The following is a 23,507-nucleotide window of genomic DNA, read 5'->3' on the forward strand; positions in this document are numbered from 1 at the left end:
AGGCAGCCTGCCGGGCACGTCAGGCATGGCGCCGGGGAGCCGGCCGGCTATCGCCCAAATCCCATCGCCACAAGCGCCTTATAAAGCACCCAAAGCCGCGCCGGCGATTTGCCGGTGGTACATTGCAGGCAACCCGTGCTGGCCCCTGTTTGCAGGGGCGCGCCGACCCCTCGCCGTTGCGACCGATCCCCCGCCTTACCCACTGCATTGACTACCGCCATGGGAGCTTTAAGCCATCTCCGCGTCCTCGACCTGACCCGCGTCCTTGCCGGGCCGTGGTGCGCCCAGAACCTTGCCGATTTCGGCGCCGACGTGATCAAGATCGAGCGCCCCGGCGCCGGCGACGATACCCGCACCTGGGGCCCGCCCTGGCTCAGGGACGAGGACGGCCGCGACACCGCCGAAGCCGCCTACTACCTGGCCGCCAACCGCAACAAGCGCTCCGTGACCTGCGACATCAGCACGCCGGAAGGTCAGCAGATCGTGCGCGAGCTGGCGGCGCAGAGCGACGTGGTGCTGGAGAACTACAAGGTAGGCCAGCTCAGGAAGTACGGCCTGGACTATGAGTCGCTCAGGCAGGTCAAGCCCGACCTGATCTACTGCTCGGTCACCGGCTTCGGCCAGACCGGCCCGTACGCCGCGCGCCCGGGCTATGACTTCATCATCCAGGGCATGGGCGGCTTCATGAGCCTGACCGGCGAGCGCGACGACCTGCCCGGCGGCGGCCCGCAGAAGGCCGGCGTGGCCATTTCCGACCTGATGACCGGCCAGTACGCCACCATCGCCGTGCTGGCGGCGCTGGCGCACCGCGACCGCACCGGCGAGGGCCAGTACATCGACATGGCCCTGCTGGACGTGCAGGTGGCGATGCTGGCCAACATGAACACCAACTACCTGGCCAGCGGCCAGGCGCCGCGCCGCTGGGGCAATGCGCACCCCAATATCGTCCCCTACCAGACCTTCCAGGCCGCCGATGGCTGGATCATCGTGGCGGTGGGCAACGACGGGCAGTTCCGCAAGTTCGTCACCGACGGCGGCAAGCCCGAGCTGGCCGACGACCCGCGCTTTGCCACCAACCCGCAGCGCGTGGCCAACCGCGACGTGCTGGTGCCGATCCTGGCCGAGATGGTGCGCCCGCGCACCCGCGCCCAGTGGATCCGCGACCTGGAGGCCGCCGGCGTGCCGTGCGGCCCGATCAACACCCTCGACGACGTGTTCGAGGACGACCAGGTCAAGGCGCGCGGCCTGCGCGTGGACCTGCCCCACCCCAGCGCCGGCGAGGTCAGGCTGGTGGGCAGCCCGATCAAGATGAGCGCCACGCCGCCGCAGGCACTGCGCCACCCGCCGCTGCTGGGCGAGCACACCGACACGGTGCTGGCCGAGACGCTGGGCTACGGCCCTGAGCAGATCGAAGCGCTGCGTGCAAAGGGTGTGCTGTAAGATTCTCCTCCTGCCGGCGGGCGGCCCTGGTGCCCCGCCGGTGCCTTCCCGAAGCAGTTCAGTCCCCACTGAAGCAAAGGCAAAGGAGAATCCATGCTGACCGACGCCATACTGTCCTTCCTGCATTTCCTTGCGATCTTCGTCCTGATCACCCTGATGGCCGCCGAGGCCGTGGTGCTGCGCCCGGAAATCACGCCGGCCGCGGTGCGGCGCCTGTCGCTGTACGACCTGTTCTATTTCCTGTCGGCGATGGTGGTGCTGGGCACCGGCCTGCTGCGCCTGTTCTACGGCGCCAAGGGCGCCGACTTCTACCTGCACAACCCGTGGTTCCATGCCAAGGTGGGCGTGTTCGTGCTGATCGCGCTGTGCTCGCTGCCGCCGACCTTCGCCATCGCGCGCTGGCGCAAGCAGGCGCGCCGGCTGCCGGATTACGTGCCGGCGCCGTCCGAGTTGAAGGCCGCCCGCCGCTGGGTGATGATCGAAGCCCACCTGGTGATCCTGCTGCCGCTGTGCGCGGTCATGATGGCGCGGGGCATCGGCGCCAGATAAGAATCCCAATCCCCTGAAGTCCGAAACATGCTGAAGAAACTGCTTGCCGCCGCGCTGACCGCGGCCCTGCTGCCCGCCGCCGCCGTGGCGGCCACCAATGCCTACCCGACCAAGCCGGTCCGCTTCGTGGTGCCCTACCCCGCCGGCGGCCCGCTCGACACCGTCGCGCGCGCCATCGGCGAGAAGCTGCGCGACAGCCTGGGCCAGCCGGTGGTGGTCGAGAACAAGCCCGGCGCGGGCGGCAACCTGGGCGCGGACTACGTCGCCAAGCAGCCGGCCGACGGCTACACCATCGTCATGGGCGCGGTGGCCACGCACGCCATCAACCCGACGCTGTTCAGCAAGATGCCGTACGACCCGGTCAAGGACTTCGCGCCGATCACGCTGGTGGCCGACGTCCCCAACGTGCTGGTGATGCACCCGGGCAAGGCCGCCGACCTGCATATCAACAATGTGCGCGACCTGGTCGCGTACGCGCGCAAGAATCCGGGCAAGCTGGACTACGCCTCGGGCGGCAACGGCAGCGCCGGCCACCTGTCGGGCGAGCTCTTCAAGAGCATGGCGAAGGTCAGCATGGTCCATATCCCGTACAACGGCGCCGCACCGGCGCAGCTGTCGGTGCTGTCGGGCCAGACCGACCTGATCTTCGACAACCTGGCTTCGGCCTCGGCCAATATCAAGGCGGGCAAGCTGAAGGCCTTTGCGGTCACCACCGCCAGCCGCGCCGCGGCCTTCCCGGAACTGCCGACCATCGCGGAAGCCGGCAAGGGGCTGGGCCTGGAAGGCTTCGACATCTCGACGTGGTTCGGCGTGTTCGCGCCGGCCAACACCCCGCGCGAGATCGTCGAGCGGCTTAACCATGAGATCGTGGCAATCCTGAAGACCGACGAGATGAAGGCACGCCTGGCCCGCATCGGCGCACAGCCGGCACCGACCACGCCCGAGCAGTTCGCGGCGCTGATCCAGCGCGAGCTGAAGAAATACGCGCAGATCGTGAAGGTGTCCGGGGCGAAGGTGGATTGAAAACAAGGCGGCCATGGCCGCCTTTTTTGTCATTACTCCGCCTCGGCACCCTCCCCGCTCCGCTCTGCCCCGTCCTTGCGCCGACGCGGCCATAGCCGCCCGCCCGAATCCCCGTCCAGCCGCGGCAGCAGCAACCCCACCTGCAGGATCTGCGCGCCTTCCATGCGCGTCACCGTCAGCGGCAGGCCGGCGATCGCGACGCTGTCGCCCTCCACCGGCGGCGAGGTGAAGGCCCGCAGCATCGCCGCTTCCAGCGTCAGCGGCTCCTCTTCCGGGGTCAGCGCGCGCGTGCCGTACAGCGCCGCGACGTCGCGCAGCAGCGCATCACCCGACATCAGGAAATCATGCGAGGCCTGCTCCCAGGTAGGCGCGCGGCCCGGTGCCTGGAACAGCGCCGACAGCATCGGCAGGGTCGTCACCGGCGCCAGCACCGAGACGCTGTCGCCGGCGCGCAGCACGGTCTGGTCCAGCGCCGCCAGCGCATCGTCGCGCGCCACCGTCAGCAGCCGGCAGCGCGGCGGCAGCTCCAGCTGGTCGGCGCGCACGTTCTCCACGGGCGCATTGGGCCCCACCTCGAACTGCATCACCTCCAGGATCGGCGCGCGCGTGCCGCGCAGGCGCGAACGCGCCAGCGGCTCGGGGTAGCCGGGGCGCCGCACGCGCGCCAGGCGCGCCGCCACCGACACCGTGGTGCCCTGGAACAGCAGGCTGGCCAGCACCACGGCAAAGGCGATGCGGAACAGCAGCCCCGATTGCGGCACCTCGCGCAGCAGCGGAAACAGCGCCAGTACGATCGGCACCGCGCCGCGCAGTCCCATCCAGGCGATAAAGCCGGTCTCGCGCGCATTGAAGCGGAACGGCAGCAGCGCCAGCCACACCGCCACCGGCCGCGCCACCAGCATCAGGAAGGCCGCCACCGCCACCGCCGGACCGGCCACCTCCCAGATCCGGTGCGGCGACACCAGCAGGCCCAGCAGCAGGAACATGGCCGACTGCGCCAGCCAGGCCATGCCGTCCATGGCGCGCATGGTGTCCGGCGTCACCGCGCGCTCGCGGTTACCGATCAGCATGCCGGTCAGGTACACCGCCAGGAAACCGCTGCCGCCGGCGCTCTGCACCAGCGCGAACACCATGGCGCCGCCCGAGCACAGCAGGATCGCCTGCAGCCCCTCGGCCACGCGGATGCGCTCCAGCACGCGGGCCAGGCAATAGCCGAGCGCCAGGCCGAGCACGCCGCCCACGCCGAACTGCACCAGCAGCCGCGTGACCAGGCCCAGCGGCGTCAGGCCGTCAGGCGCGGTCAGCCATTCGATCAGCGTCAGGGTCAGGAAGATCGCCATCGGGTCGTTGATGCCGGACTCGATCTCGAGCACGCTCGCCACCCGCTCCTTCAGCCGGATGCCGCTGCTATTGAGCATCGAGAACACCGCGGCCGCGTCGGTCGAGCCGACGATGGCACCAAGCAGCAGCCCGAGCCGCCAGTCGATGCCCAGCAGCCACGCGGCGAACACGCCGACCAGCGCTGCCGTCACCAGCACCCCCACGGTCGCCAGCGACAGCGAAGGCTTCAGCGCCACCCGGAAGGTGGCAAAGCGCGTGCGCAGCCCGCCATCGAGCAGGATCACCGCCAGCGCCAGGTTGCCGACCAGGAAGCTGAGCCAGGTATCGGAGAAACGGATGCCGCCCGGCCCGTCCACGCCGGCCAGCATGCCCACGGCCAGGAAGACCAGCAGGAACGGCACGCCCAGGCGTGCCGAGAAAGCCCCCAGCACGATGCCCAGCGACATCACGACGGCGCCGATCAGAATGATGTGGTCAATGCTCTCCAAACCGCTCCTCGCGTTGCGTAGTGGTTCCTTGCGGAACCTTTCAAACCTTTCAGCGGCGGGTAGCGCCGCGCGGCGCAAGACCGCCCCGGATAATAGCGCAGCGACTGGGGCTTCTGCCCGCCAGGCCGCTCCCAGCTTGGCTTGGCGGCACTTTTAAGCGCTCTTTCACTAGGGGATACCCTCAGCATGACCCTGTTTGCAGACATCTGAAAGGTAGCTGAAAGGTCGCCCCCTTAACTTCCACCCTGCCCGTAGGAGAGCTCCCGCAAACTGCCGCATTGATGCACCGCAACAAAGGCAGCGGAAGGGAGCCCTCCTGAGATTTCAAGCAGTCTTATCGAGGAGATTCACTTTGCGCATACGTAGCCAAAAGGACTTCGCCTCCGGCCTGATGTTCATCCTGGTCGGATTCGGCTTTTCCTGGGTCGCGCGCGGTTATTCCATGGGAACCGCCGCAAAAATGGGACCGGGATACTTCCCGTTCTGGCTCGGCATCGTGCTCGCCCTGCTGGGCGTGCTGGTGCTGTGGGGCTCGTTGTCTTCCAAGTCGGAAGAAGACAACCTGGCCCGCTGGGACATCAAGACGCTCTTGTGGATCCTCGGTTCGGTGGTGCTGTTCGGCCTGCTGCTCAAGCCGCTGGGCATGGTGCTGTCGGTGCTGGTGCTGGTGCTGGTGTCGTCGATGGCCAGCCATGAATTCAGCTGGAAGGGTGCCATCCTCAACGCCATCATCCTGGTGCTGATCAGCCTGGGCGCGTTCGTGTACGGCATCAACCTGCAGATGCCGGTGTGGCCGGCTTTCCTGGCAAGCTAAGGAGGCCGCCAACATGGAACTACTCGCCAACCTGGGTCTGGGCTTCTCCACCGCCCTGACCTTCCAGAACCTCGCGTACGCCTTCCTGGGCTGCGTGCTGGGAACCCTGATCGGCGTGCTGCCGGGCCTGGGGCCGCTGGCCACCATCGCCATGCTGCTGCCGGTGACCTACACGCTGCCCCCGGTGGCCGCGCTGATCATGCTGGCCGGTATCTACTACGGCGCCCAGTACGGCGGTTCGACCACCGCCATCCTGGTGAACCTGCCTGGTGAATCATCCTCGGTGGTGACAACCATCGACGGCTACCAGATGGCAAGGCGAGGACGAGCGGGGGTGGCGCTGGCCACAGCCGGGCTGGGCTCGTTCTTCGCCGGCTGCGTCGCCACCATGATCCTGGCCGCCTTTGCCGCGCCGCTGTCGGAACTGGCGTTCAAGTTCGGCCCCGCCGAATACTTCTCGCTGATGGTGCTGGGCCTGATCGGCGCCGTGGTGCTGGCTTCGGGTTCGCTGGTCAAGGCCATCGCCATGATCGTGCTGGGCCTGCTGCTGGGCCTGGTCGGCACCGACGTGAACTCGGGCGCCGCGCGCTTCTCGTTCGACGTGCCGGAACTGACCGATGGCCTGAACTTCGTCTCGGTGGCAATGGGTATCTTCGGCTTTGCTGAAATCATCGCCAACCTGGAGCAGAAGGAACACCGCGAAACCTTTACCGACCACATCACCAACCTGTTCCCGACCAAGGAAGACTTCAAGCGCATGATCCCGGCGGTGTTGCGTGGCACGCTGCTGGGCTCGGCACTGGGCATCCTGCCGGGCGGCGGTGCATCGCTGGCTTCGTTTGCTGCCTACTCGCTGGAGAAGAAGACTTCCAGGTATCCGCAGGAATTCGGCAAGGGTGCGATCGAAGGCGTGGCGGGTCCGGAATCGGCCAACAATGCGGCTTCGCAGACCTCCTTCATCCCGCTGCTGACGCTGGGCATTCCGCCCAACGCGGTGATGGCGCTGATGGTGGGTGCGATGACCATCCACAACATCCAGCCCGGCCCGCAGGTGATGACCAGCAACCCGGCGCTGTTCTGGGGCCTGATCGCCTCGATGTGGATCGGCAACCTGATGCTGATCGTGCTGAACCTGCCGCTGATCGGCATCTGGGTGAAGCTGCTGAAGGTGCCTTACCGCTACCTGTACCCGGCCATCCTGACGTTCTGCTGCATCGGCGTGTACTCGGTCCAGAACACCACCTTCGACGTGTTCCAGACCGCGGCCTTCGGCGTGGTGGGCTACCTGTTCATCAAGCTCAAGTGCGAACCCGCGCCGCTGCTGCTCGGCTTCGTGCTGGGGCCGATGATGGAAGAGAACTTCCGCCGCTCGCTGCTGCTGTCGCGTGGTGACTTCAGCGTGTTCGTGACGCGCCCGCTGTCGCTGGGCCTGCTGATCGCCGCTGGCGTGCTGGTGCTGATCGTGGCGATGCCGTCGATCAAGGCCAAGCGCGAGGAAGCGTTCCAGGAAGAATAAGCAGGGAATATCGCCGGCCCCGGGGCCGGCGGCACAACACACTAAGGGCACCGCAAGGTGCCCTTTTTTTGTGCTTGCCGGCTACGTCCTGGCTCGGCCCCACCGCCACCCGACCCCCGACGACCTATATTGATAGGACTCGGACAACGGTCGCGCTGCGCGCGTCGGAGGTTGAAATCATGACCATGTCTACCACGCTGGCGAGATGCCTGAGCAAGAAGCAAAGCCAGTTCGACACCGTTCGGCACCCCTACAGCCTCAGCAGCATGGCCACTGCGCAGGCCGCACACATTCCCGGAGACCGACTGGCCAAGACCGTCCTGCTGGAAGACAGCAGCGGCTACGTCGCTGCCGTGATTCCTTCGACTCACCACCTGAAACTGTCGGAGATCTGCGAGCAGACCGGCCGCAAGCTGTCGCTGGCGCATGAGGATGGCGTGCGCGAAGTGTTCCGCGACTGCGACCACGGCGCGCTCCCGCCGGTCGGCATGGCGTACGGCACGCAGACCTGGCTCGACGACAGCCTGCTGACGCACCCCGACGTCTACTTCGAGGCGGGCGACCACCAGGAACTGGTGCACATGAGCACCGGGCAGTTCCTCGACCTGATGGCCGATGCGCGGCGCGGGCATTTTGCGCACAGGATCATGTAGGCGAGGGCATGCCCTGGCAGGCCACGCGGCCGGCGCTTGCCGGCCGCTTGTCATTGTGTTGGCGACGCGTCCACTGCGCCGCTCACACCCGGGTTGAGAAAGCCCCGTCAGGGAGGACGGCCCTGACGGGGCCACGCGACCGTTCAGGCAACGTCGAACCGGTCGAGGTTCATCACCTTGGCCCAGGCGGCGACGAAGTCACGGACAAACTTCTCCTGTCCGTCCTCGCTTGCGTAGACCTCGCAAAGGGCCCGGAGCTGGGAATTCGAACCAAACACCAGGTCGACGCGGGTGCCGGTCCACTTCTTCGCACCGGTCTTGGCGTCACGCCCCTCGAACACGTCCCGGGCCTCCGAGAGCGGCTTCCATTCCGTACGCATGTCGAGCAGGTTGCGGAAGAAATCGTTGCTCAGCGTTTCCGGACGGTCGGTGAAGACGCCGTGCGCATCCTGCCCGGTATGCACGTTCAGGACGCGCAGTCCGCCAATGAGCACCGTCATCTCGGGAGCAGTCAGGGTCAGCAATTGCGCCTTGTCGATCAGCAGGTCCTCCGCCCGGATGTTGTACTTCCCCTTCAGGAAGTTGCGGAAGCCATCTGCAATCGGCTCGAGCGCCCCGACGGATTGCACGTCGGTCTGTTCCTGCGAGGCGTCCATGCGGCCCGGCGTAAACGGCACGGTCACCCGATGGCCGGCCTTCTGCGCCGCCTGCTCGATCCCCGCGCCACCGGCCAGCACGATCAGGTCGGCAAGCGAGATCTTCTTGCCGCCGGACTGTGCGCCGTTGAACTCGGCCTGGATCCCTTCGAGCACCTTCAGCACCTTCGCCAGTTGCTCGGGCTCATTGGCTGCCCAGTCCTTCTGCGGGGCCAGGCGGATACGCGCGCCATTGGCGCCGCCGCGCTTGTCCGAGCCGCGGAAGGTGGATGCCGAGGCCCAGGCGGTCTGCACCAGTTGCGAGACCGGCAGCCCTGACGCCAGGATCTTCTGCTTGAGCGCGGCGACGTCCTGCTCGTTGACCAGCGGATGATCGACCGCCGGGATCGGATCCTGCCAGAGCAGCTCTTCGGCCGGCACTTCCGGTCCAAGGTAGCGGGCGCGCGGGCCCATGTCACGGTGGATCAGCTTGAACCAGGCGCGGGCAAAGGCATCGGCGAGCTGGTCAGGATGCTCCAGGAAGCGCCGCGAGATCTTCTCGTAGGCCGGGTCGAAACGCAGCGACAGATCCGTGGTCAGCATCGTCGGCCGCAGCTTCTTCGCAGGATCGTAAGCGTGCGGGATGGTTTCCGCGGCATCCTTGGCAACCCACTGGTTGGCACCGGCGGGGCTCTTGGTCAGCTCCCATTCGTGGCCAAACAGGTTCTCCAGATAGCTATTGCCCCACTTCGTCGGTGTATTGCTCCAGGTCACCTCCAGGCCGCTGGTGATGGTGTCGGCGCCCTTGCCGGTGCCAAAGGTGCTCGCCCATCCCAGGCCCTGGCGTTCGAGATCGGCGCCCTCGGGCTCGGGCCCGATGTTGTCCGCGGGACCGGCACCGTGGGTCTTGCCGAAGGCATGCCCGCCGGCGATCAGCGCGACGGTCTCCTCGTCGTCCATGGCCATGCGCCCGAACGATTCGCGGATGTCGTGGGCCGCGGCAAGCGGGTCCGGATTGCCGTCGGGGCCTTCCGGGTTCACGTAGATCAGGCCCATCTGCACGGCGGCCAGCGGGTTCTCCAGGTTGCGCCCGGAGTCGGTGCGGCTGGTCTCGGTGCCATGCAACGCCTCGTCGGCCACGACCACGCCTTCATCCTTGCCGGCAGCACCCTTGCCATAACGCAGGTCACCGCCCAGCCAGGTCTTTTCCTTGCCCCAGGAAACATCCGCATCCGGTTCCCAGGTGTCTTCCCGGCCACCGCCGAAGCCGAACGTCTTGAAGCCCATGGTCTCGAGCGCGACGTTGCCGGCCAGGATCATCAGGTCGGCCCAGGAGATCTTCTGGCCGTACTTCTGCTTGATCGGCCATAGCAGTCGGCGCGCCTTGTCCAGGCTGGCGTTGTCCGGCCAGCTGTTGAGCGGTGCGAAACGCTGCTGGCCGCGCCCTGCACCACCGCGGCCATCGCCAATGCGATATGTGCCCGCGCTGTGCCAGGCCATGCGGATAAACAGCGGGCCGTAGTGGCCGAAGTCCGCCGGCCACCAGTCCTGCGAGTCAGTCATCAGCGCGGCCAGGTCCTTCTTCACTGCTGCGAAGTCGAGACTCTTGAAGGCCTTGGCATAGTTGAAGTCGCCGCCCAACGGGTTGGACTTGCTGGAATGCTGGCTCAGCAGGTCCAGACGCAGTTGATTCGGCCACCAGTCACGATTCGTCGTGCCGCCGCCGGCGGCATGGCTGAACGGACACTTTGTTTCGTTAGACATACGTTTCTCCATGTAGGGACGTACTGAACACGCCTGCAGCGATGGCGTCAAAGGTCGGGCAATCAGCGGACGCGCGAGGGCGTGCGCCAACGCAGGAGTCGTGGCGCCCATGGCGAGTCGGGCCGCGTCAGCGGCCGTCCGCAACCGAAATATATGCAATAGGGATCTTCAGGAGAACGTGTTTCTGACTATCCGCGCGATAGGACTTGGTTATGGCACGGCGACAGCTAGGCGCCGAACAGCTCGCTGCAGGCGGCCCGTACTGCCGCGGTCACCTTCCCGCGCCCGTGGTCGCGCCGTTCCAGCATGCCGATGTGACGCATCACCGGCTCGCCGTTGACCAGCAGCGGCAGGATGCGCAGCGCCTCGTCGTCGCGCCAGCGCGCGCGGCGCAGCAGCGGCACCACGGTCACGCCGACCTCCTGCCGCACCAGTTCCACCAGCGCCTCGATCGCGTTCAGCTCCAGGAACTCGTTGACCTTCAGGTGCGCGCGGCGCAGCGCGCGCTCGACCAGCACGCCGGTGCGCTGGCTGCGGTCGAAGCGCAGGTAGGGATTGGTGGCGAGCGCCTCGCGTGCGTCGCGGCCCGGGCTGCCGCGTGCCGCGATCGCCACCAGCGGCTCCTGGTACAGCGGCGTCCAGCGCAGCGTGCCGGGCACGCGCGCGGCGCCCTCGACCAGGATGGCGGCATCCAGCTCGCCGGCCTCGACCTGCGCCGCCAGCTCGATCGACTTGGCGCCGACCAGGCGCACGTCGAGCGCAGGATAAGTGCGCTTCATATGCGCCACCGCATGTGACAGCCCGCCCATCACCGACACCACCGCACCCACCGCCACCGCACCCGCCATGGCTTCGTCCGAGGCCAGCGGCAGGCGCATCTCTTCATACAGCGCCAGCATGCGCCGCGCCTGCGGCAGCAGCGCGCGGCCGTCGGCATTGAGCACGGCCACGCGGCCGTTGCGGTCGAACAGCTCGCGGCGCAATTCGGTCTCCAGCGCGCGCATCTGCAGGCTGACGGCGGCCTGGGTCAGCGCCACCTGGCCGGCAGCGGCGGCAAAGGAGCCGTGCTCGGCCACGGCAACGAAGGTACGGAGGAAGCGGACAGTGCTCATCGGTGCACACAAGGGAAGAGTCAGGCATATGCCGGCAAGGGCTGATCCTTAAGATTTCCTTGTGACATTGGAAAGAAATATTAGCTTTCTTTGTGACCGGCAGCACGGAATAATGAAGGCCGGCTCATGAATCGGGGCCAATCGCCTGACACCGGAGACAAGAATGAAATCCTGGCTGCGCCGCTTCGGCATCGGCCTTGGCTGCGGGCTTTGCCTGGCCGCCACGCCCGCACTGGCCGATACCTATCCCAGCAAGCCGATCCGCCTGATCGTGCCCTTCCCGGCCAGCGGCGCGACCGACCTGCTGGCACGCGCCATCGCGCAGAAGGTGGGCGCCAACCTGGGCCAGCAGATCGTGGTCGACAACCGCCCCGGCGCCGGCGGCGCGATCGGCTCGGACATGGCCGCCAAGGCCGCTCCCGATGGCTATACGCTGCTGATCGCCACCACCAGCACGCACTCGATCGGGCCGTATATCAACCCCCGCCTGCCATACAACACCGAGACCGACTTCACCCCGGTCAGCCAGGTGGCGATCGCCACCAACCTGCTGGTGGTGCCGAACAGCCTGCCGGCGAAAAACGTGCGCGAGCTGATCGACTACGCCAAGAAGCATCCCGGCGAGCTGAACTACGCCTCCAGCGGCAACGGCACCGTGGTGCACCTGACCGCCGAGGCCTTCAAGGCGCAGGCGGGCGTGTTCATCACCCACATCCCCTACCGCGGCACCGCGCTGGCCGTGCCGGACCTGATCTCGGGCAAGGTGCAGGTGCTGTTCGACAGCATCGTGTCGGGCCTGCCGCATGTGAAGGACGGCAAGCTCAAGGCACTGGCAGTGACCAGCGCCAAGCGCTCGCCGCTGGCACCGGAAATCCCCACCGCGAGTGAGTCGGGCCTGCCCGGCTTCGAGTCCGACACCTGGTTCGGCATCTATGGCCCCAAGGGCCTGCCGGCGGATATCGTCAACCGCCTGAATGCCGAGTTCAACAAGGCCATCCAGTCGCCCGAGGTCAAGGAACGCCTGGGCAAGCTGGGCGCCGAGCCGGTCGGCGGCACGCCGGCGCAGTTCGCCGCGATGGTGAAGAAGGACAGCGCGCGCTGGGGCAAGCTGATCAAGGATCGCAAGATCACGGCAGAATAAGGGCCGCAGAATTTGCGCTACGGGCGCACCGAGCACAAGGACACAGACAAGCATGCAGAACTTCAACTGGACCAACCCCTACCCCTCCGTGCGCATCCCGCTGTTTGCGCGCAACGTGGTTTCCACCTCGCACCCGCTGGCTGCGCAAGCCGGACTGCGCATGCTGCTCAAGGGCGGCAATGCGGTCGATGCCGCCATCGCCGCGGCCGCCGCGATCACCATCGTCGAGCCGGTGTCGTGCGGCCTGGGCAGCGATGCCTTTGCCATCCTGTGGGACGGCAAGGAACTGCACGGCCTGAACTCGTCGGGCGTGGCCCCGGCGGCGTGGAGCCCGGAATACTTCAAGAACAAGTACGGCACCGATGCCAACGGCCTGGCCAACCGCCCGATCCGCGGCTGGGACTCGGTCACCGTGCCCGGCGTGGTCGCCGGCTGGGCCGCGCTGCATGAGCGCTTCGGCAAGCTGCCGTTCGCCGACCTGATGGAGCCGGCGATCGAGATCGCCGAGCGCGGCTATGCCGTGCCGCCGGTGGTGGCACACAAGTGGGCCGCCGCGGTGCCTGAACTGAAGGACCAGCCCGGCTATGCCGAGACCTTCATGCCCAATGGCCGCGCACCCGCGGTGGGCGAGAAGTTCACCATGAAGGCTGCCGCCGAAACCCTGCGCAAGATCGGCGCGACCCGTGGCCGCGCTTACTATGAAGGCGAGATCGCCGAGCAGATTGCCGCCTTCAGCCAGCAGTGCGGCGGCGCCATGACGCTCGATGACCTGCGCAACTACCGCCCCGACTGGGTCAAGCCGATCAGCAAGTCCTACCGCGGCTACGAGCTGCACGAGATCCCGCCCAACGGCCAGGGCATCGCCGCGCTGATCGCGCTGGGCATCCTGGACCAGTTCGACATGGCTTCGATCCCGGTGGACTCGGTCGATTCTCAGCACCTGCAGATCGAGGCAATGAAGCTGGCCTTTGCCGACCTCTACCGCTACGTGGCCGACCCGCGCAGCATGGAAGTCACGCCGGAGGAAATGCTCGATGACGCCTACCTGAAGTCACGCGCGAAGCTGATCGACATGCAGCGCGCCACGCATTTCGACTTCGGCATGCCCAAGGTGGGCGGCACCATCTACCTGACCGCCGCCGACGAGAACGGCATGATGATCTCGTTCATCCAGTCCAACTACATGGGCTTCGGCTCGGGCGTGGTGGTGCCGGGCACCGGCATCAGCCTGCAGAACCGCGGCGTGGGCTTCTCGATGGACCCGAAGTCGGCCAACGTGGTCGCGGGCGGCAAGCGTCCGTTCCACACCATCATCCCGGCCTTCCTGACCAGGGACGGCCAGCCGGTGATGAGCTTCGGCGTGATGGGCGGCGACATGCAGCCGCAGGGCCACCTGCAGACCGTGGTGCGCATGCTGGATTACAAGCAGCAGCCGCAGGCCGCCTGCTGCGCGCCGCGCTGGAAGGTCAACCGCGACTTCACGCTGGATGTGGAAAGCACCATGGACCCGGCCACGGTCGCGGGCCTGAAGGCGCGCGGCCACCAGCTCAAGTCGGTGGACGATCCGTACATGGACTTCGGCTCGGGCCAGTTCATCTGGCGCCTGTCGGAAGATGCAGAGCACGGCTATGTCGCCGCCAGCGACAGCCGGCGCGATGGCCAGGCAGTGGGGTTCTGAGCCGGCTGACTCAGTGCCTTCGCCAGCGATACGCCCGGGTCCGCCCGGGCGTTTTTCATGGCACGGCACAACTGTCCGCAACTGGCCCGCCGGCGATCGGCCCAACTGTGCATGGCGTGTCCGCCCCCGCTCCGTACACTGGTGATCAACCAGCCTCCGGAGCCCCCCGCGCCATGACCACCTACGCCTTCCGCCTGCTCAACGTCTTTGCCGAAGCCACCTTCGGTGGCAATCCGCTATGCGTGTTCGAGGATGCGCGCGGTATGGACGAGGCCACCATGCAGGCACTGGCGCTGCAGTTCAACCTGTCGGAAACCACCTTTATCCTGCCGTCGGAACGTGCCAGCGCGCGGGTGCGCATCTTCACGCCGGGCTATGAAATGCGCTTCGCCGGCCATCCGACGCTGGGCACCGCGCACGCTGTGCGCGACCTGGCCGGAACCGGCGACGCGCTGACGCTGGAGTTCGCGGCGGGCGTGGTGCCGGTGACCGCGCAGGGCGATGTCTGGACCTTCACCGCCCCCCACAGCGGCAAGCCGAAGACCGCGCCGGCGGGCCTGTCCGATGCCGACATCGCCAGCCTGCTCGGCCTGCAGGAACACGACCTGCTGGTGTCGCCGATGTGGGTCGACACCGGCGCCGACCAGCTGCTGGTGGCAGTGCGCGGCACCGATGCCGTGCGCCGCGCCAACCCCGACAGCGCGCGCCTGCAGATCTGGCCGCAGAGCAGCCTGGGCCGCAAGACCGTCTACGTCTTTGCTTTCGACCCGGAGCAGCCCGGCCGCGTGCTGTCGCGCTACTTCTTCACCAAGCAAGGCGGCGGCGTGGCCGAGGACCCGGGCACGGGTTCGGCCTGCGCCAACCTCGGCGGCTGGCTGCTGGCCACCGGCCACGCGCTGCCGGCCGAGTATGCGATCGACCAGGGCGAGGCCGTTGGCCGCCCCTGCCGGCTGCGCCTGAAGGCCGATGCCGAAGGCGCCATCCGCGTGGGCGGCCGCGTGCTGGAGATCGGCCGGGGTACCGTGACCGTGTAACGGCATCTGCGCTACATTGACGGTTTCGCCTCCCGCCGACCCACGCCCCGCCTTCCATGACCTCGCACGCCATCACCACGCTGGCCGAACTGGAAGCGCTCTACGCGCAACCGGCGGCCCCGTCGCTGTCCAAGGAAGTCGACTACCTGCACCCGCACTACCGCGCCTTTATCGAGGCGGCGCCCTTCTGCCTGCTGTCGACGGTGGGCGAGGACCGGGCTGAATGCTCGCCGCGCGGCGATGCGCCGGGCTTTGTGCAGGTGCTGGACGAACACACGCTGCTGCTGCCCGACCGGCGCGGCAACAACCGCATCGACAGCCTGCGCAATATCGTTGCCGATCCGCGCGTGGGGCTGCTGTTCGTGATCCCCGGCATCAACGAGACCATCCGCGTCAACGGCACCGCGCAGATCAGCGTCGACCCGGCGCTGGTCGCGCGCTGCTTGGCCGACGGCAAGGCCCCGACCACGGTGCTGGTGGTCACGGTGCAGTCAGTGTTCTTCCAGTGCGCCCGCGCGCTGATCCGCTCGCGGCTGTGGGCAGCGGATGCGCAGGTGGCGCGCCAGTCGCTGCCCAGCAACGGCGAGATCCTGGCCACGCTGAGCGACAACGCCATCGACGGCGCCGCCTACGACCGTGACCTGCCCGAGCGGCAGCGCACCACGCTCTACTAACCTAGCCGCGCGGCAGCCACTCCGGCGCGTGCGTGCCGAGCGGCTCGGACGGCAAGGTCCAGCGCGCCGGCGTTTCCGACAGATGCGCCGCATGACGCACCACCGTCAGCATGCCGAAGCCCGACGGCACGGCCTCAAGCAGGTCGGAAACGTCGTCGATCTTCTGCTCGGGCGCCTTGAGCCCGTCCGGCACGCGCCCCAGGCCGCGCAGCCACTGCCCCACCTGCGCCAGCGACACCCGCACATGCCAGCTGCCGCCCTCCAGCGCGCGCCGGTGCAGCGCGGCCATCGCGCCGAAGGCCAGCAGGTAGCCCGCGGCGTGGTCCAGCACCTGCGCCGGCAACGGGCGCGGCATGTCGCTGCCGGCCGCCTGCGCTTCGGCATCATTGAAGCCGGTGGCGGTCTGCACCAGCGAATCGAAGCCGCGCTTGTGCGACCACGGCCCCACATGGCCATAGGCGCTCAGCGACACATAGACGATGCCCGGACGTGCGCGCGCCGCGGCCTCCGGCCCCACGCCCAGCTCGGCCAGGCCGCCGGGCCGGTAGCCCTGCACCATCACGTCGGCACCGTGCAGCAGCTTGTGCAGGGTGCGCTTGTCATCGGGATCGCGCAGGTCCAGCTGGCAGCTGCGCTTGCCGCGGCCGGTGTCGATCACCAGCGGCGGGATCGACGGCAGGTGCGAGGCAGTGACCAGCAGCACGTCGGCGCCATGCGCGGCCAGCGTGCGGCCCGCCACCGGGCCGGCGATGATGCGGGTGAAATCGAGCACGCGCACGCCCGACAGCGGCTGCGCATCCGCGGATGCGGGCGCCGGCAGTGGTTGTGGCGGGGCGTCGCCGATGCGCTCCAGCGTCACCGGCGGCAGGCCGCGCAAGGCGGCCGCCTGCGGATGGCGGTCCCATTCCTCGAAGCTGCGCAATGCCGCAACCACCAGGCCCGCGTCGGACGCCGCGGTCTCGAAGGCTTCGGCGTCCCGCTTTTCCAGCGCGGCCTGCACGGCCGCCTTATCATTGGCGCAGCCGAGCAAGCGCACCACGCCGTCGCGGTGGTGCGGGAAATTGGTATGCAGGCGCACCCAGCGGCCGTCGCCGCAGCGGTAGATGCCGGCCAGCTTGTCCCACAGTTCGGGCGCGGGGCCACCATCGACGCGCAGGTAGCGTTCGCTGCGGAATTCGGTGATGGCGTGGCGCATGTCGACGCTGACGTCCTGCCAGCGGCCGGTGCGGCTGTGCCACAGTGCGGCGGCTGCCAGCGCCGCGGCGCCAAGGCTGGCCTGGGCGGCGGTGCCCACGGCAAAGCTCGACGGCAGCACCGGCTCGGCGCCGTCCAGCTTCAGGTGCGCCAGCGCCTCGGCGGGCAGGCCGGCATCACGCCACAGCGCGGCAACGACTTCAGAGGGCTCAAGCGGCACTGGCGCCGCATCGGGTTGGGCGTTCATGGGCATTCCTGCAGCGATGGACCAAAGCCGGCCACCACGGGCCGGCACGCTCCCATGCTACTCCGACACATCACTTTCGTCGCAGCCAGGCGCATCCGCGCGGACGCAAATCCGGGATAAGGGCGGAAATCCGCGGCGGCTCGCGGCGTGCGGCGGCTCCGGCACGGTAAAATCCCGCTATTGGCATTCCGCCACGCAATCTGACGACCCGGCCCCAAGCACCCAGACGCATCAGGCCGGCCAACCGGCGCCATCATGAGCCACGACAACAAGCCTACCGACAGCACCCCCGCCGCCTCCAACTTCCTGCGCAGCATCATCGACCAGGATCTCGCCGCCAGCACCTATGCCGGCCGCCAGGACAAGGCCGGCGAACCGCTGCCGACCGTCATCACCCGCTTCCCGCCGGAGCCCAACGGCTACCTGCATATCGGCCACGCCAAGAGCATCTGCCTGAACTTCGGGCTGGCGCGCGACTATGGCGGCCGCTGCCACCTGCGCTTTGACGACACCAACCCGGTCAAGGAAGACACCGAATACGTCGATTCGATCATCGACGCGGTGCACTGGCTGGGCTTTTCCTGGGACAGCGAGGGCAAGGACGGCACCAGACAGCCGCACCTGTACTACGCCAGCGACTACTTCGACCAGCTCTACACCTTTGCCGAGACCCTGATCGAGCGCGGCGCCGCCTACATCGACAGCCAGACCGCCGAGCAGATCGCCGCCAGCCGCGGCAATTTCTCCGAGCCGGGCAAGCCCTCGCCCTACCGCGAGCGCAGCGTCGAAGAGAACCTGCAGCTGTTCCGCGACATGCGCGCCGGCAAGTACGCCGACGGCGAGCACGTGCTGCGCGCGAAGATCGACATGACCGCGCCCAATATCGTGATGCGCGACCCGGTGCTCTACCGCATCCGCCATGCGCATCACCACCGCACGGGCGACAAGTGGTGCATCTACCCGATGTACGACTTCACCCACTGCATCTCGGACGCGCTCGAGAACATCACGCATTCGCTGTGCACGCTGGAGTTCGAGAACAACCGCCCGCTGTACGACTGGGTGCTTGAGCACCTGCGCGACAGCGGCGTGTTTCGCGACCCGCTGCCGCACCAGTATGAGTTCGCGCGGCTGAACCTGACCTACGCCATCACCAGCAAGCGCAAGCTCAAGCAGCTGGTCGACGAGCAGCGCGTGGACGGCTGGGACGATCCGCGCATGCCCACGCTGGTGGGCGTGCGCCGGCGCGGCTACACCCCGGAATCGATCCAGCTGTTCTGCGACCGCGTGGGCGTGGCCAAGGCCGACAGCTGGATCGACATGAGCACCCTCGAAGGCGCGGTGCGCGACGACCTGGACGGCCGTGCCGCGCGCGGCGTGGCCGTGCTGGACCCGCTCAAGCTGATCATCGACAACTACCCCGAGGGCCAGAGCGAGGAATGCTCGGCACCGGTCCACCCGAAGAAGCCGGAACTCGGCAAGCGCGTCTTTCCGCTGTCGCGCGAGCTGTGGATCGAGCGCGAGGACTTCAACGAGACTCCGCCCAAGGGCTACTTCCGCCTGTTCCCGGGCAACAAGGTGCGGCTGAAATACGGCTACGTGATCGAGTGCACCGGCGTGGACAAGGATGCCGACGGCAACGTGATCGCCGTGCACGCCAGCTACCTGCCCGAAACCAAGAGCGGCACGCCGGGCGCCGACAGCGTCAAGGTCAAGGGCGTGATCCACTGGGTCAGCGCGGCGCACGCGTACGAGGCCGAAGTGCGCCTGTACGACCGCCTGTTCAACGACCCCAACCCGGACGCCGGCGGCAAGAACTTCCTGGATGCGCTCAACCCGGATTCCAAGCAGGTGATCACCGCCTACCTGGAGCCGGGCCTGCGCGAGGCGCAGCCCGAAGACCGCTTCCAGTTCGAGCGCCATGGCTACTTCGTCGCCGACCGCAGCGATTCGCGGCCGGGCAAGCCGGTCTTCAACCGCATCGTCGGTCTGAAAGACAGCTGGGGCAAGTGATGGCCAAACCTGGCAAGGCAGCCGTGCAAACCATCACCTTCCCGCTCGAGGGCGAGTTCATCGCGCTCAATGACCTGCTCAAGCTGGCGGGCGTGTGCGACAGCGGCGGCGCCGGCAAGGCGCTGGTCGCCGCCGGCGAAGTCTCGGTGGACGGCGCGCCTGAATCGCGCAAGACTGCCAAGATCCGCGCCGGGCAGGTGGTGGGCCTGGCGGGCATCGAGATCCGCGTGGTCGCCGCCTGACCGCGCGGGCCGGGCCGGCGGCGCCAGTGACGGCGGCGCCGGCATTGCAACCGAAAGGACTGGACTATGCCGATCGCTTTCTGGTGCGTGCTGCTGGCCGGCATCCTGCCGCTGGCGACGGTGGCCATCGCCAAGGCCAGCGGGCCTGGCTATGACAACCATGACCCGCGCGGCTGGCTGGAGCAGCAGTCCGGCCGCGCGCGCCGCGCCGACATGGCGCACCGCAACCACTTCGAGGCCTTCCCCTTCTTTGCCGCCGCCGTGCTGGCCGCCAGCCACCTGCAGGCGCCGCAGGCCCGCATCGACGAGCTGGCCGTGGTCTTCATCGTGGCCCGCCTGCTCTACACCGTGTGCTACGTGACCGACCGCGCCACGCTGCGCACGCTGTGCTGGACCATCGGCTACCTGTCGGTGGTGGGCATGTTCCTGCTGCCCGTGTTCGTCCACTGAACGCCGACTGAGCCATGGCCGCACGCGCGCTGGCACTCGCTGCCGCCCTGGGCATCACCTCTGCGCAGGCGGCGCCGCTTGAGTACACCATCGATCCGGCGCACACCACCGTCTATTTTTCCGCCAGCCATTTCGAGCGCAGTTCGGTGCGCGGGCGCTTTGGCAAGATCGACGGGCGCCTCATATATGACGCGGACAGCGGCGCCGGCGCACTCGACGTGACCGTGGACCTGGCCTCGGTCGATACCGGCAACCGCACCCTGGACGGCGTGCTGCGCTCGGCACAATTCTTCGATACTGCCCAGCACCCGGTGGCGCGGCTGCGCGCGGACCGCTTCCTGATGGAAGGCGCCCGGCTGGCGGCGGTGGAAGGCGAGCTGACGCTGCACGGCGTCACGCAGCCGCTGCGCCTGCAGGCCGAGCGTTTCCGCTGCGGCGAGGTCACCCTGTTCGGCATGAGCCGGCAGGTCTGCGGCGGTGACTTCCGCGCCGAGGTGCCGCGCAGTGCCTTTGGTATGACCCGCTTCCTGCCCGAGGTAGGCGACACCGTGACGCTGCAAGTGGCGGTCGAGGCATCGCCCGCGGGCAGCACCCCACGGTAACCGTATTCGTCACCTCCGGCGCAAATTTCTCTTGTAGAATCAGCGCTTTGCCCAATTCCCGCCACGCTCGCCTGCGTGTGCCTGATGGGGGCGCGCGAGACCAAGACCATGTTCGACATCCATTCCGGCGACATCGTGGCCGCCGCACTGGCAGCTGCCGGTGCCTGCCTGGCCTGCAGCATTCCGGGCGACTTCCTGCGCCGCTTCCCGCTGTGGGCAGTGCAAACCTACGGCCGCGGCGCGCTGCTGATGCCGTTCCTGGCGATGATGGTCGGCACCTGGCTGTTCCGCCTCGGGGTGGCCGGCCAGATCGACTCCACCGCCGGGCAGGCGCTGATCGTTGCCGCCGGCTTCCTGAGCACGCTGCTGCTGTCGGCGCTGCTGCGCTTCTACCTCAAGGAATACCGCAAGCGCTGAGCCACTGCGCGAGTATGCCGGGCCCGCAGGCGGTGTCCGGCAAATGGCGTATGATGCGGCCTTTTGCGTCTCCCGCACCCCAGCCGGGGCGCCTGCCGCTCACTTCACCTCATGGCGCTCAAATCCACCATCTTCAAAGCTGACCTGTCGGTCTCCGACATGGACCGGCCCTACTACGGCAGCCACAGCCTGACCATCGCCCAGCACCCGTCCGAGAATGACGCGCGCATGATGGTGCGCCTGCTGGCCTTTGCCTGCGAAGCCACCGAAACGCTGGCCTTCACGCGCGGCCTGGACGAACCCGACGAACCCGACCTGTGGGACAAGCGCCTGACCGGCGACATCGCCCACTGGGTCGAACTGGGCCAGCCCGACGAAGCGCGCCTGAAGCGCGCCGCGGCGCGCGCCGAGCGCGTGACCGTCTATACCTACAACGCCGCCAGCGCGCGCGAATGGTGGAAGGGCATGGCGGGCAAGGCCGGCAAGCTGCGCAACGTCACCGTCTACAATGTCCCGGCGGAAGCGGTCGAAGCCCTGGCTGCGCTGGCGCAGCGCGCCATGCGCCTGTCGGTGACGATCCAGGACGGCGACATCTGGGTGGCCGACGACGACCGCAATGTGCAACTGACGCTGGATGTGCTCCAGCGCGCCCAAGCCTGAACGCAGCCGCGCTGCGTTCTCCTCTCACCACGTCTGTTCCCATCGGAAGGAAATACGCCATGCAAACCACGCCCTCTGGCCTGCAATACGAAGACACCACCGTCGGCGCCGGCGCCGAAGCCACCGCCGGCAAGCACGTCACCGTGCACTACACCGGCTGGCTGTACGAGAACGGCCAGGCTGGCCGCAAGTTCGATTCGAGCAAGGACCGCAACGACCCGTTCGTGTTCCCACTGGGTGCCGGCCATGTGATCCGCGGCTGGGACGAAGGCGTGCAGGGCATGAAGGTGGGCGGCGTGCGCCGGCTGGTGATCCCGGCCGACCTCGGCTACGGTGCCCGCGGCGCCGGCGGCGTGATCCCGCCGAACGCTACCCTGCTGTTTGAAGTGGAACTGCTGGCGGTCTAAGCCGGCAGCAAGGTTGTCGCGCCTGCACAGGCAGGGGCGACAACCGCGGCAACTACCCGTCTTGCTGGCGCGCCCGCGCCTCAGAACCCGATCGCGGCGTTGCCGACATCGACGCGGACCTTGTCCCGGTCCAGCAGCCGCGCCGCATGGCGGGCATAGTCCTGCGCCCAGGCAGGATCGCCGGAGAAGCGCGCCTCTCCGGAAAACTTGGCGACATTCAGGATCTTGTCGATCACCAGCACCTTGCCGACCGGGCTCGACGCCTGACAGCCCAGCTCGCTGTATTCCCGGTCGAACCAGCGCCACGCGGCGTCCTCGGTGACCGCGGCCAGCTCGTCCGTGCCGATCGTGAAGTCATATTCCTTGCCACTGCCGAACACCACCGTAAGCGTGCGTGCCATCGCGGGTTCCCCCTGTGAATTGAGGCCACCATTGTAAGGACATGGCAGCCGCGCCGGCCAGCAATTCACGTGCACCTGATCGCGGACAAAGGTGCGGCAGCACCCGTCCGCGGCGAGTGACAGAGGCGGCACGCCGCGCCAAACGTTGTCAGGCGCCCACACCCGTGCCGGTTGCTCAGGCAATTCTGAGAAAAACTGGCACTTATGTCATTTCCCCCACCTTCCCGTGGCGCCGCTTTGATTTATGCTTCCACCATGGCCATCACGCGACAGGACCTCGAATCCGACCGTCTGCGCACCTCGCTGTGCAGTACTCCGGTCGCGTCCTCGCTGCTGCCGGAAGCCGTGCTCGAGCAGTCCCTTTCCGACACGCTGGCGCGCCGCCCGGAAGATCCCGCGCTTGGCGGCGATGTCTGGCTGTTCGGCTATGGTTCGCTGATCTGGAACCCGATGGTGGTGCACACCGAGCGCCAGCGCGCCACCGTGCACGGCTACCACCGCGGCTTCTACCTCTATTCCCGCATCAACCGGGGCACCTGGGACAACCCGGGCCTGGTACTGGGCCTGGACCGGGGCGGCTGCTGCCACGGCATGGTGTTCCGCATCCCCAGCCATGTGGTCGAGCAGGAATTCCGCGTGCTGTGGCGCCGCGAGATGCTGACCGGGGCCTACCATCCGCGCTGGCTGCGCATCCGCACCGGGGATGCCAGCGCGCCTGAGCAGCGTGCCCTCGCCTTCGTCATGAACCGCTCGCACGAGGCCTACGCCGGCCGGCTGCCGGATCCCAGCGTGGTCGAGCGCCTGCGCCACGCTGCCGGACTGTACGGCCCCGCGCGCGAATACCTGCAGCAGACCTTGCTGGGCCTGGCCACCAACGGCGTCGACGATCCCTACCTGGGCAGGCTCTGGCGCCAGCTGCAGGCCAACGATGCCGCCGACGCCGAGCGCGCTGCGCACGCCGCCCGCGACGACGCAGCGCCCCTGCCGGCCAGCCCCCACGAAACCGTCTGAG

Annotated in this window: 23 protein-coding genes; 18 read left to right on the top strand and 5 right to left on the bottom strand. The window is 67.8% G+C overall.

Features of this window, described 5'->3' with window-relative positions:
- Nucleotides 1–219: 219 nt before the first annotated feature.
- From AC1Q6V_RS05485 to AC1Q6V_RS05495, 3 genes are all read left to right on the top strand, one after another.
- The gene (locus tag AC1Q6V_RS05485) at nucleotides 220–1,440 is read left to right on the top strand and encodes a CaiB/BaiF CoA transferase family protein (RefSeq protein ID WP_010813679.1); all 1,221 of its coding nucleotides are present in this window, start codon (nucleotides 220–222) and stop codon (nucleotides 1,438–1,440) included.
- Between the two features lie 93 nt (nucleotides 1,441–1,533).
- Nucleotides 1,534–1,989, top strand: a complete 456-nt coding sequence (locus tag AC1Q6V_RS05490; RefSeq protein WP_439668114.1) for a DUF2214 family protein — start codon at nucleotides 1,534–1,536, stop codon at nucleotides 1,987–1,989.
- Nucleotides 1,990–2,016: 27 nt separating this feature from the next.
- A complete protein-coding gene (locus AC1Q6V_RS05495; protein ID WP_010813681.1) occupies nucleotides 2,017–3,012 on the top strand; it encodes a Bug family tripartite tricarboxylate transporter substrate binding protein in 996 nt (331 codons plus the stop codon).
- A 32-nt stretch (nucleotides 3,013–3,044) separates the two neighbouring features.
- Here the strand turns inward: AC1Q6V_RS05495 and AC1Q6V_RS05500 are convergent, their stop codons facing one another.
- The gene (locus AC1Q6V_RS05500; RefSeq protein ID WP_439668115.1) at nucleotides 3,045–4,841 is read right to left on the bottom strand and encodes a potassium/proton antiporter; all 1,797 of its coding nucleotides are present in this window, start codon (nucleotides 4,839–4,841) and stop codon (nucleotides 3,045–3,047) included.
- A 352-nt stretch (nucleotides 4,842–5,193) separates the two neighbouring features.
- Between AC1Q6V_RS05500 and AC1Q6V_RS05505 the strand changes: the two genes are divergently transcribed.
- From AC1Q6V_RS05505 to AC1Q6V_RS05515, 3 genes are all read left to right on the top strand, one after another.
- The gene (locus tag AC1Q6V_RS05505; RefSeq protein ID WP_010813683.1) at nucleotides 5,194–5,655 is read left to right on the top strand and encodes a tripartite tricarboxylate transporter TctB family protein; all 462 of its coding nucleotides are present in this window, start codon (nucleotides 5,194–5,196) and stop codon (nucleotides 5,653–5,655) included.
- A 13-nt stretch (nucleotides 5,656–5,668) separates the two neighbouring features.
- Entirely contained in the window at nucleotides 5,669–7,171 is a 1,503-nt protein-coding gene (locus AC1Q6V_RS05510; RefSeq protein ID WP_011615826.1) for a tripartite tricarboxylate transporter permease, read from the top strand.
- A 179-nt stretch (nucleotides 7,172–7,350) separates the two neighbouring features.
- Complete coding sequence (locus AC1Q6V_RS05515) at nucleotides 7,351–7,824, top strand: aminoacyl-tRNA deacylase (RefSeq protein ID WP_010813685.1); 474 nt, start codon at nucleotides 7,351–7,353, stop codon at nucleotides 7,822–7,824.
- A 143-nt stretch (nucleotides 7,825–7,967) separates the two neighbouring features.
- On the opposite strand, the gene katG is transcribed toward AC1Q6V_RS05515, so the two are convergent.
- Nucleotides 7,968–10,223, bottom strand: coding sequence for a catalase/peroxidase HPI (gene katG, locus AC1Q6V_RS05520; RefSeq protein WP_011615827.1), 2,256 nt, complete (start codon nucleotides 10,221–10,223; stop codon nucleotides 7,968–7,970).
- Nucleotides 10,224–10,450: 227 nt separating this feature from the next.
- Nucleotides 10,451–11,335 carry a LysR substrate-binding domain-containing protein gene (locus tag AC1Q6V_RS05525; protein WP_010813687.1) on the bottom strand — a complete coding sequence of 295 codons (885 nt, stop codon included), beginning with the start codon at nucleotides 11,333–11,335 and terminating at the stop codon, nucleotides 10,451–10,453.
- A gap of 163 nt (nucleotides 11,336–11,498) precedes the next feature.
- Here AC1Q6V_RS05525 and AC1Q6V_RS05530 point away from each other — a divergent pair, with 163 nt between their 5' ends.
- The 4 genes from AC1Q6V_RS05530 (at nucleotide 11,499) to AC1Q6V_RS05545 (ending at nucleotide 15,862) form a co-directional block, all read left to right on the top strand.
- Nucleotides 11,499–12,476, top strand: a complete 978-nt coding sequence (locus AC1Q6V_RS05530) for a Bug family tripartite tricarboxylate transporter substrate binding protein (RefSeq protein ID WP_454751163.1) — start codon at nucleotides 11,499–11,501, stop codon at nucleotides 12,474–12,476.
- A gap of 52 nt (nucleotides 12,477–12,528) precedes the next feature.
- Nucleotides 12,529–14,154, top strand: a complete 1,626-nt coding sequence (ggt, locus tag AC1Q6V_RS05535) for a gamma-glutamyltransferase (RefSeq protein ID WP_454751164.1) — start codon at nucleotides 12,529–12,531, stop codon at nucleotides 14,152–14,154.
- A 173-nt stretch (nucleotides 14,155–14,327) separates the two neighbouring features.
- Nucleotides 14,328–15,188: a PhzF family phenazine biosynthesis protein gene (locus AC1Q6V_RS05540; RefSeq protein WP_454751165.1), complete on the top strand. Its 861-nt coding sequence runs from the start codon at nucleotides 14,328–14,330 to the stop codon at nucleotides 15,186–15,188.
- A 56-nt stretch (nucleotides 15,189–15,244) separates the two neighbouring features.
- Nucleotides 15,245–15,862, top strand: a complete 618-nt coding sequence (locus tag AC1Q6V_RS05545) for a pyridoxamine 5'-phosphate oxidase family protein (RefSeq protein WP_010813691.1) — start codon at nucleotides 15,245–15,247, stop codon at nucleotides 15,860–15,862.
- A gap of 1 nt (nucleotide 15,863) precedes the next feature.
- Here the strand turns inward: AC1Q6V_RS05545 and AC1Q6V_RS05550 are convergent, their stop codons facing one another.
- Entirely contained in the window at nucleotides 15,864–17,303 is a 1,440-nt protein-coding gene (locus AC1Q6V_RS05550; protein ID WP_454751166.1) for a CoA transferase, read from the bottom strand.
- Between the two features lie 255 nt (nucleotides 17,304–17,558).
- Between AC1Q6V_RS05550 and AC1Q6V_RS05555 the strand changes: the two genes are divergently transcribed.
- From AC1Q6V_RS05555 to AC1Q6V_RS05585, 7 genes are all read left to right on the top strand, one after another.
- Nucleotides 17,559–19,316, top strand: a complete 1,758-nt coding sequence (locus AC1Q6V_RS05555) for a glutamine--tRNA ligase/YqeY domain fusion protein (RefSeq protein WP_454751167.1) — start codon at nucleotides 17,559–17,561, stop codon at nucleotides 19,314–19,316.
- Nucleotides 19,316–19,558: an RNA-binding S4 domain-containing protein gene (locus AC1Q6V_RS05560; RefSeq protein ID WP_010813694.1), complete on the top strand. Its 243-nt coding sequence runs from the start codon at nucleotides 19,316–19,318 to the stop codon at nucleotides 19,556–19,558. The genes AC1Q6V_RS05555 and AC1Q6V_RS05560 overlap by 1 nt, the downstream gene beginning before the upstream one ends.
- Nucleotides 19,559–19,624: 66 nt before the next feature.
- On the top strand, nucleotides 19,625–20,008 hold the full coding sequence (locus AC1Q6V_RS05565) for an MAPEG family protein (RefSeq protein WP_010813695.1): 384 nt from the start codon (nucleotides 19,625–19,627) through the stop codon (nucleotides 20,006–20,008).
- Between the two features lie 14 nt (nucleotides 20,009–20,022).
- Nucleotides 20,023–20,610, top strand: coding sequence for a YceI family protein (locus AC1Q6V_RS05570; RefSeq protein ID WP_454751168.1), 588 nt, complete (start codon nucleotides 20,023–20,025; stop codon nucleotides 20,608–20,610).
- Between the two features lie 108 nt (nucleotides 20,611–20,718).
- Nucleotides 20,719–21,027 carry a hypothetical protein gene (locus tag AC1Q6V_RS05575; protein ID WP_011615834.1) on the top strand — a complete coding sequence of 103 codons (309 nt, stop codon included), beginning with the start codon at nucleotides 20,719–20,721 and terminating at the stop codon, nucleotides 21,025–21,027.
- A gap of 111 nt (nucleotides 21,028–21,138) precedes the next feature.
- Nucleotides 21,139–21,687, top strand: a complete 549-nt coding sequence (locus AC1Q6V_RS05580) for a YaeQ family protein (protein ID WP_010813698.1) — start codon at nucleotides 21,139–21,141, stop codon at nucleotides 21,685–21,687.
- A 59-nt stretch (nucleotides 21,688–21,746) separates the two neighbouring features.
- Nucleotides 21,747–22,094, top strand: a complete 348-nt coding sequence (locus AC1Q6V_RS05585) for an FKBP-type peptidyl-prolyl cis-trans isomerase (RefSeq protein WP_010813699.1) — start codon at nucleotides 21,747–21,749, stop codon at nucleotides 22,092–22,094.
- An 80-nt stretch (nucleotides 22,095–22,174) separates the two neighbouring features.
- On the opposite strand, the gene AC1Q6V_RS05590 is transcribed toward AC1Q6V_RS05585, so the two are convergent.
- Nucleotides 22,175–22,495, bottom strand: coding sequence for a hypothetical protein (locus AC1Q6V_RS05590; protein ID WP_010813700.1), 321 nt, complete (start codon nucleotides 22,493–22,495; stop codon nucleotides 22,175–22,177).
- 255 nt (nucleotides 22,496–22,750) lie between these two features.
- Here AC1Q6V_RS05590 and AC1Q6V_RS05595 point away from each other — a divergent pair, with 255 nt between their 5' ends.
- A complete protein-coding gene (locus AC1Q6V_RS05595) occupies nucleotides 22,751–23,506 on the top strand; it encodes a gamma-glutamylcyclotransferase (RefSeq protein WP_010813701.1) in 756 nt (251 codons plus the stop codon).
- The last annotated feature ends 1 nt before the right edge of the window (nucleotide 23,507 follow it).

This window comes from Cupriavidus sp. GW823-FHT07B10, from assembly GCF_058794355.1.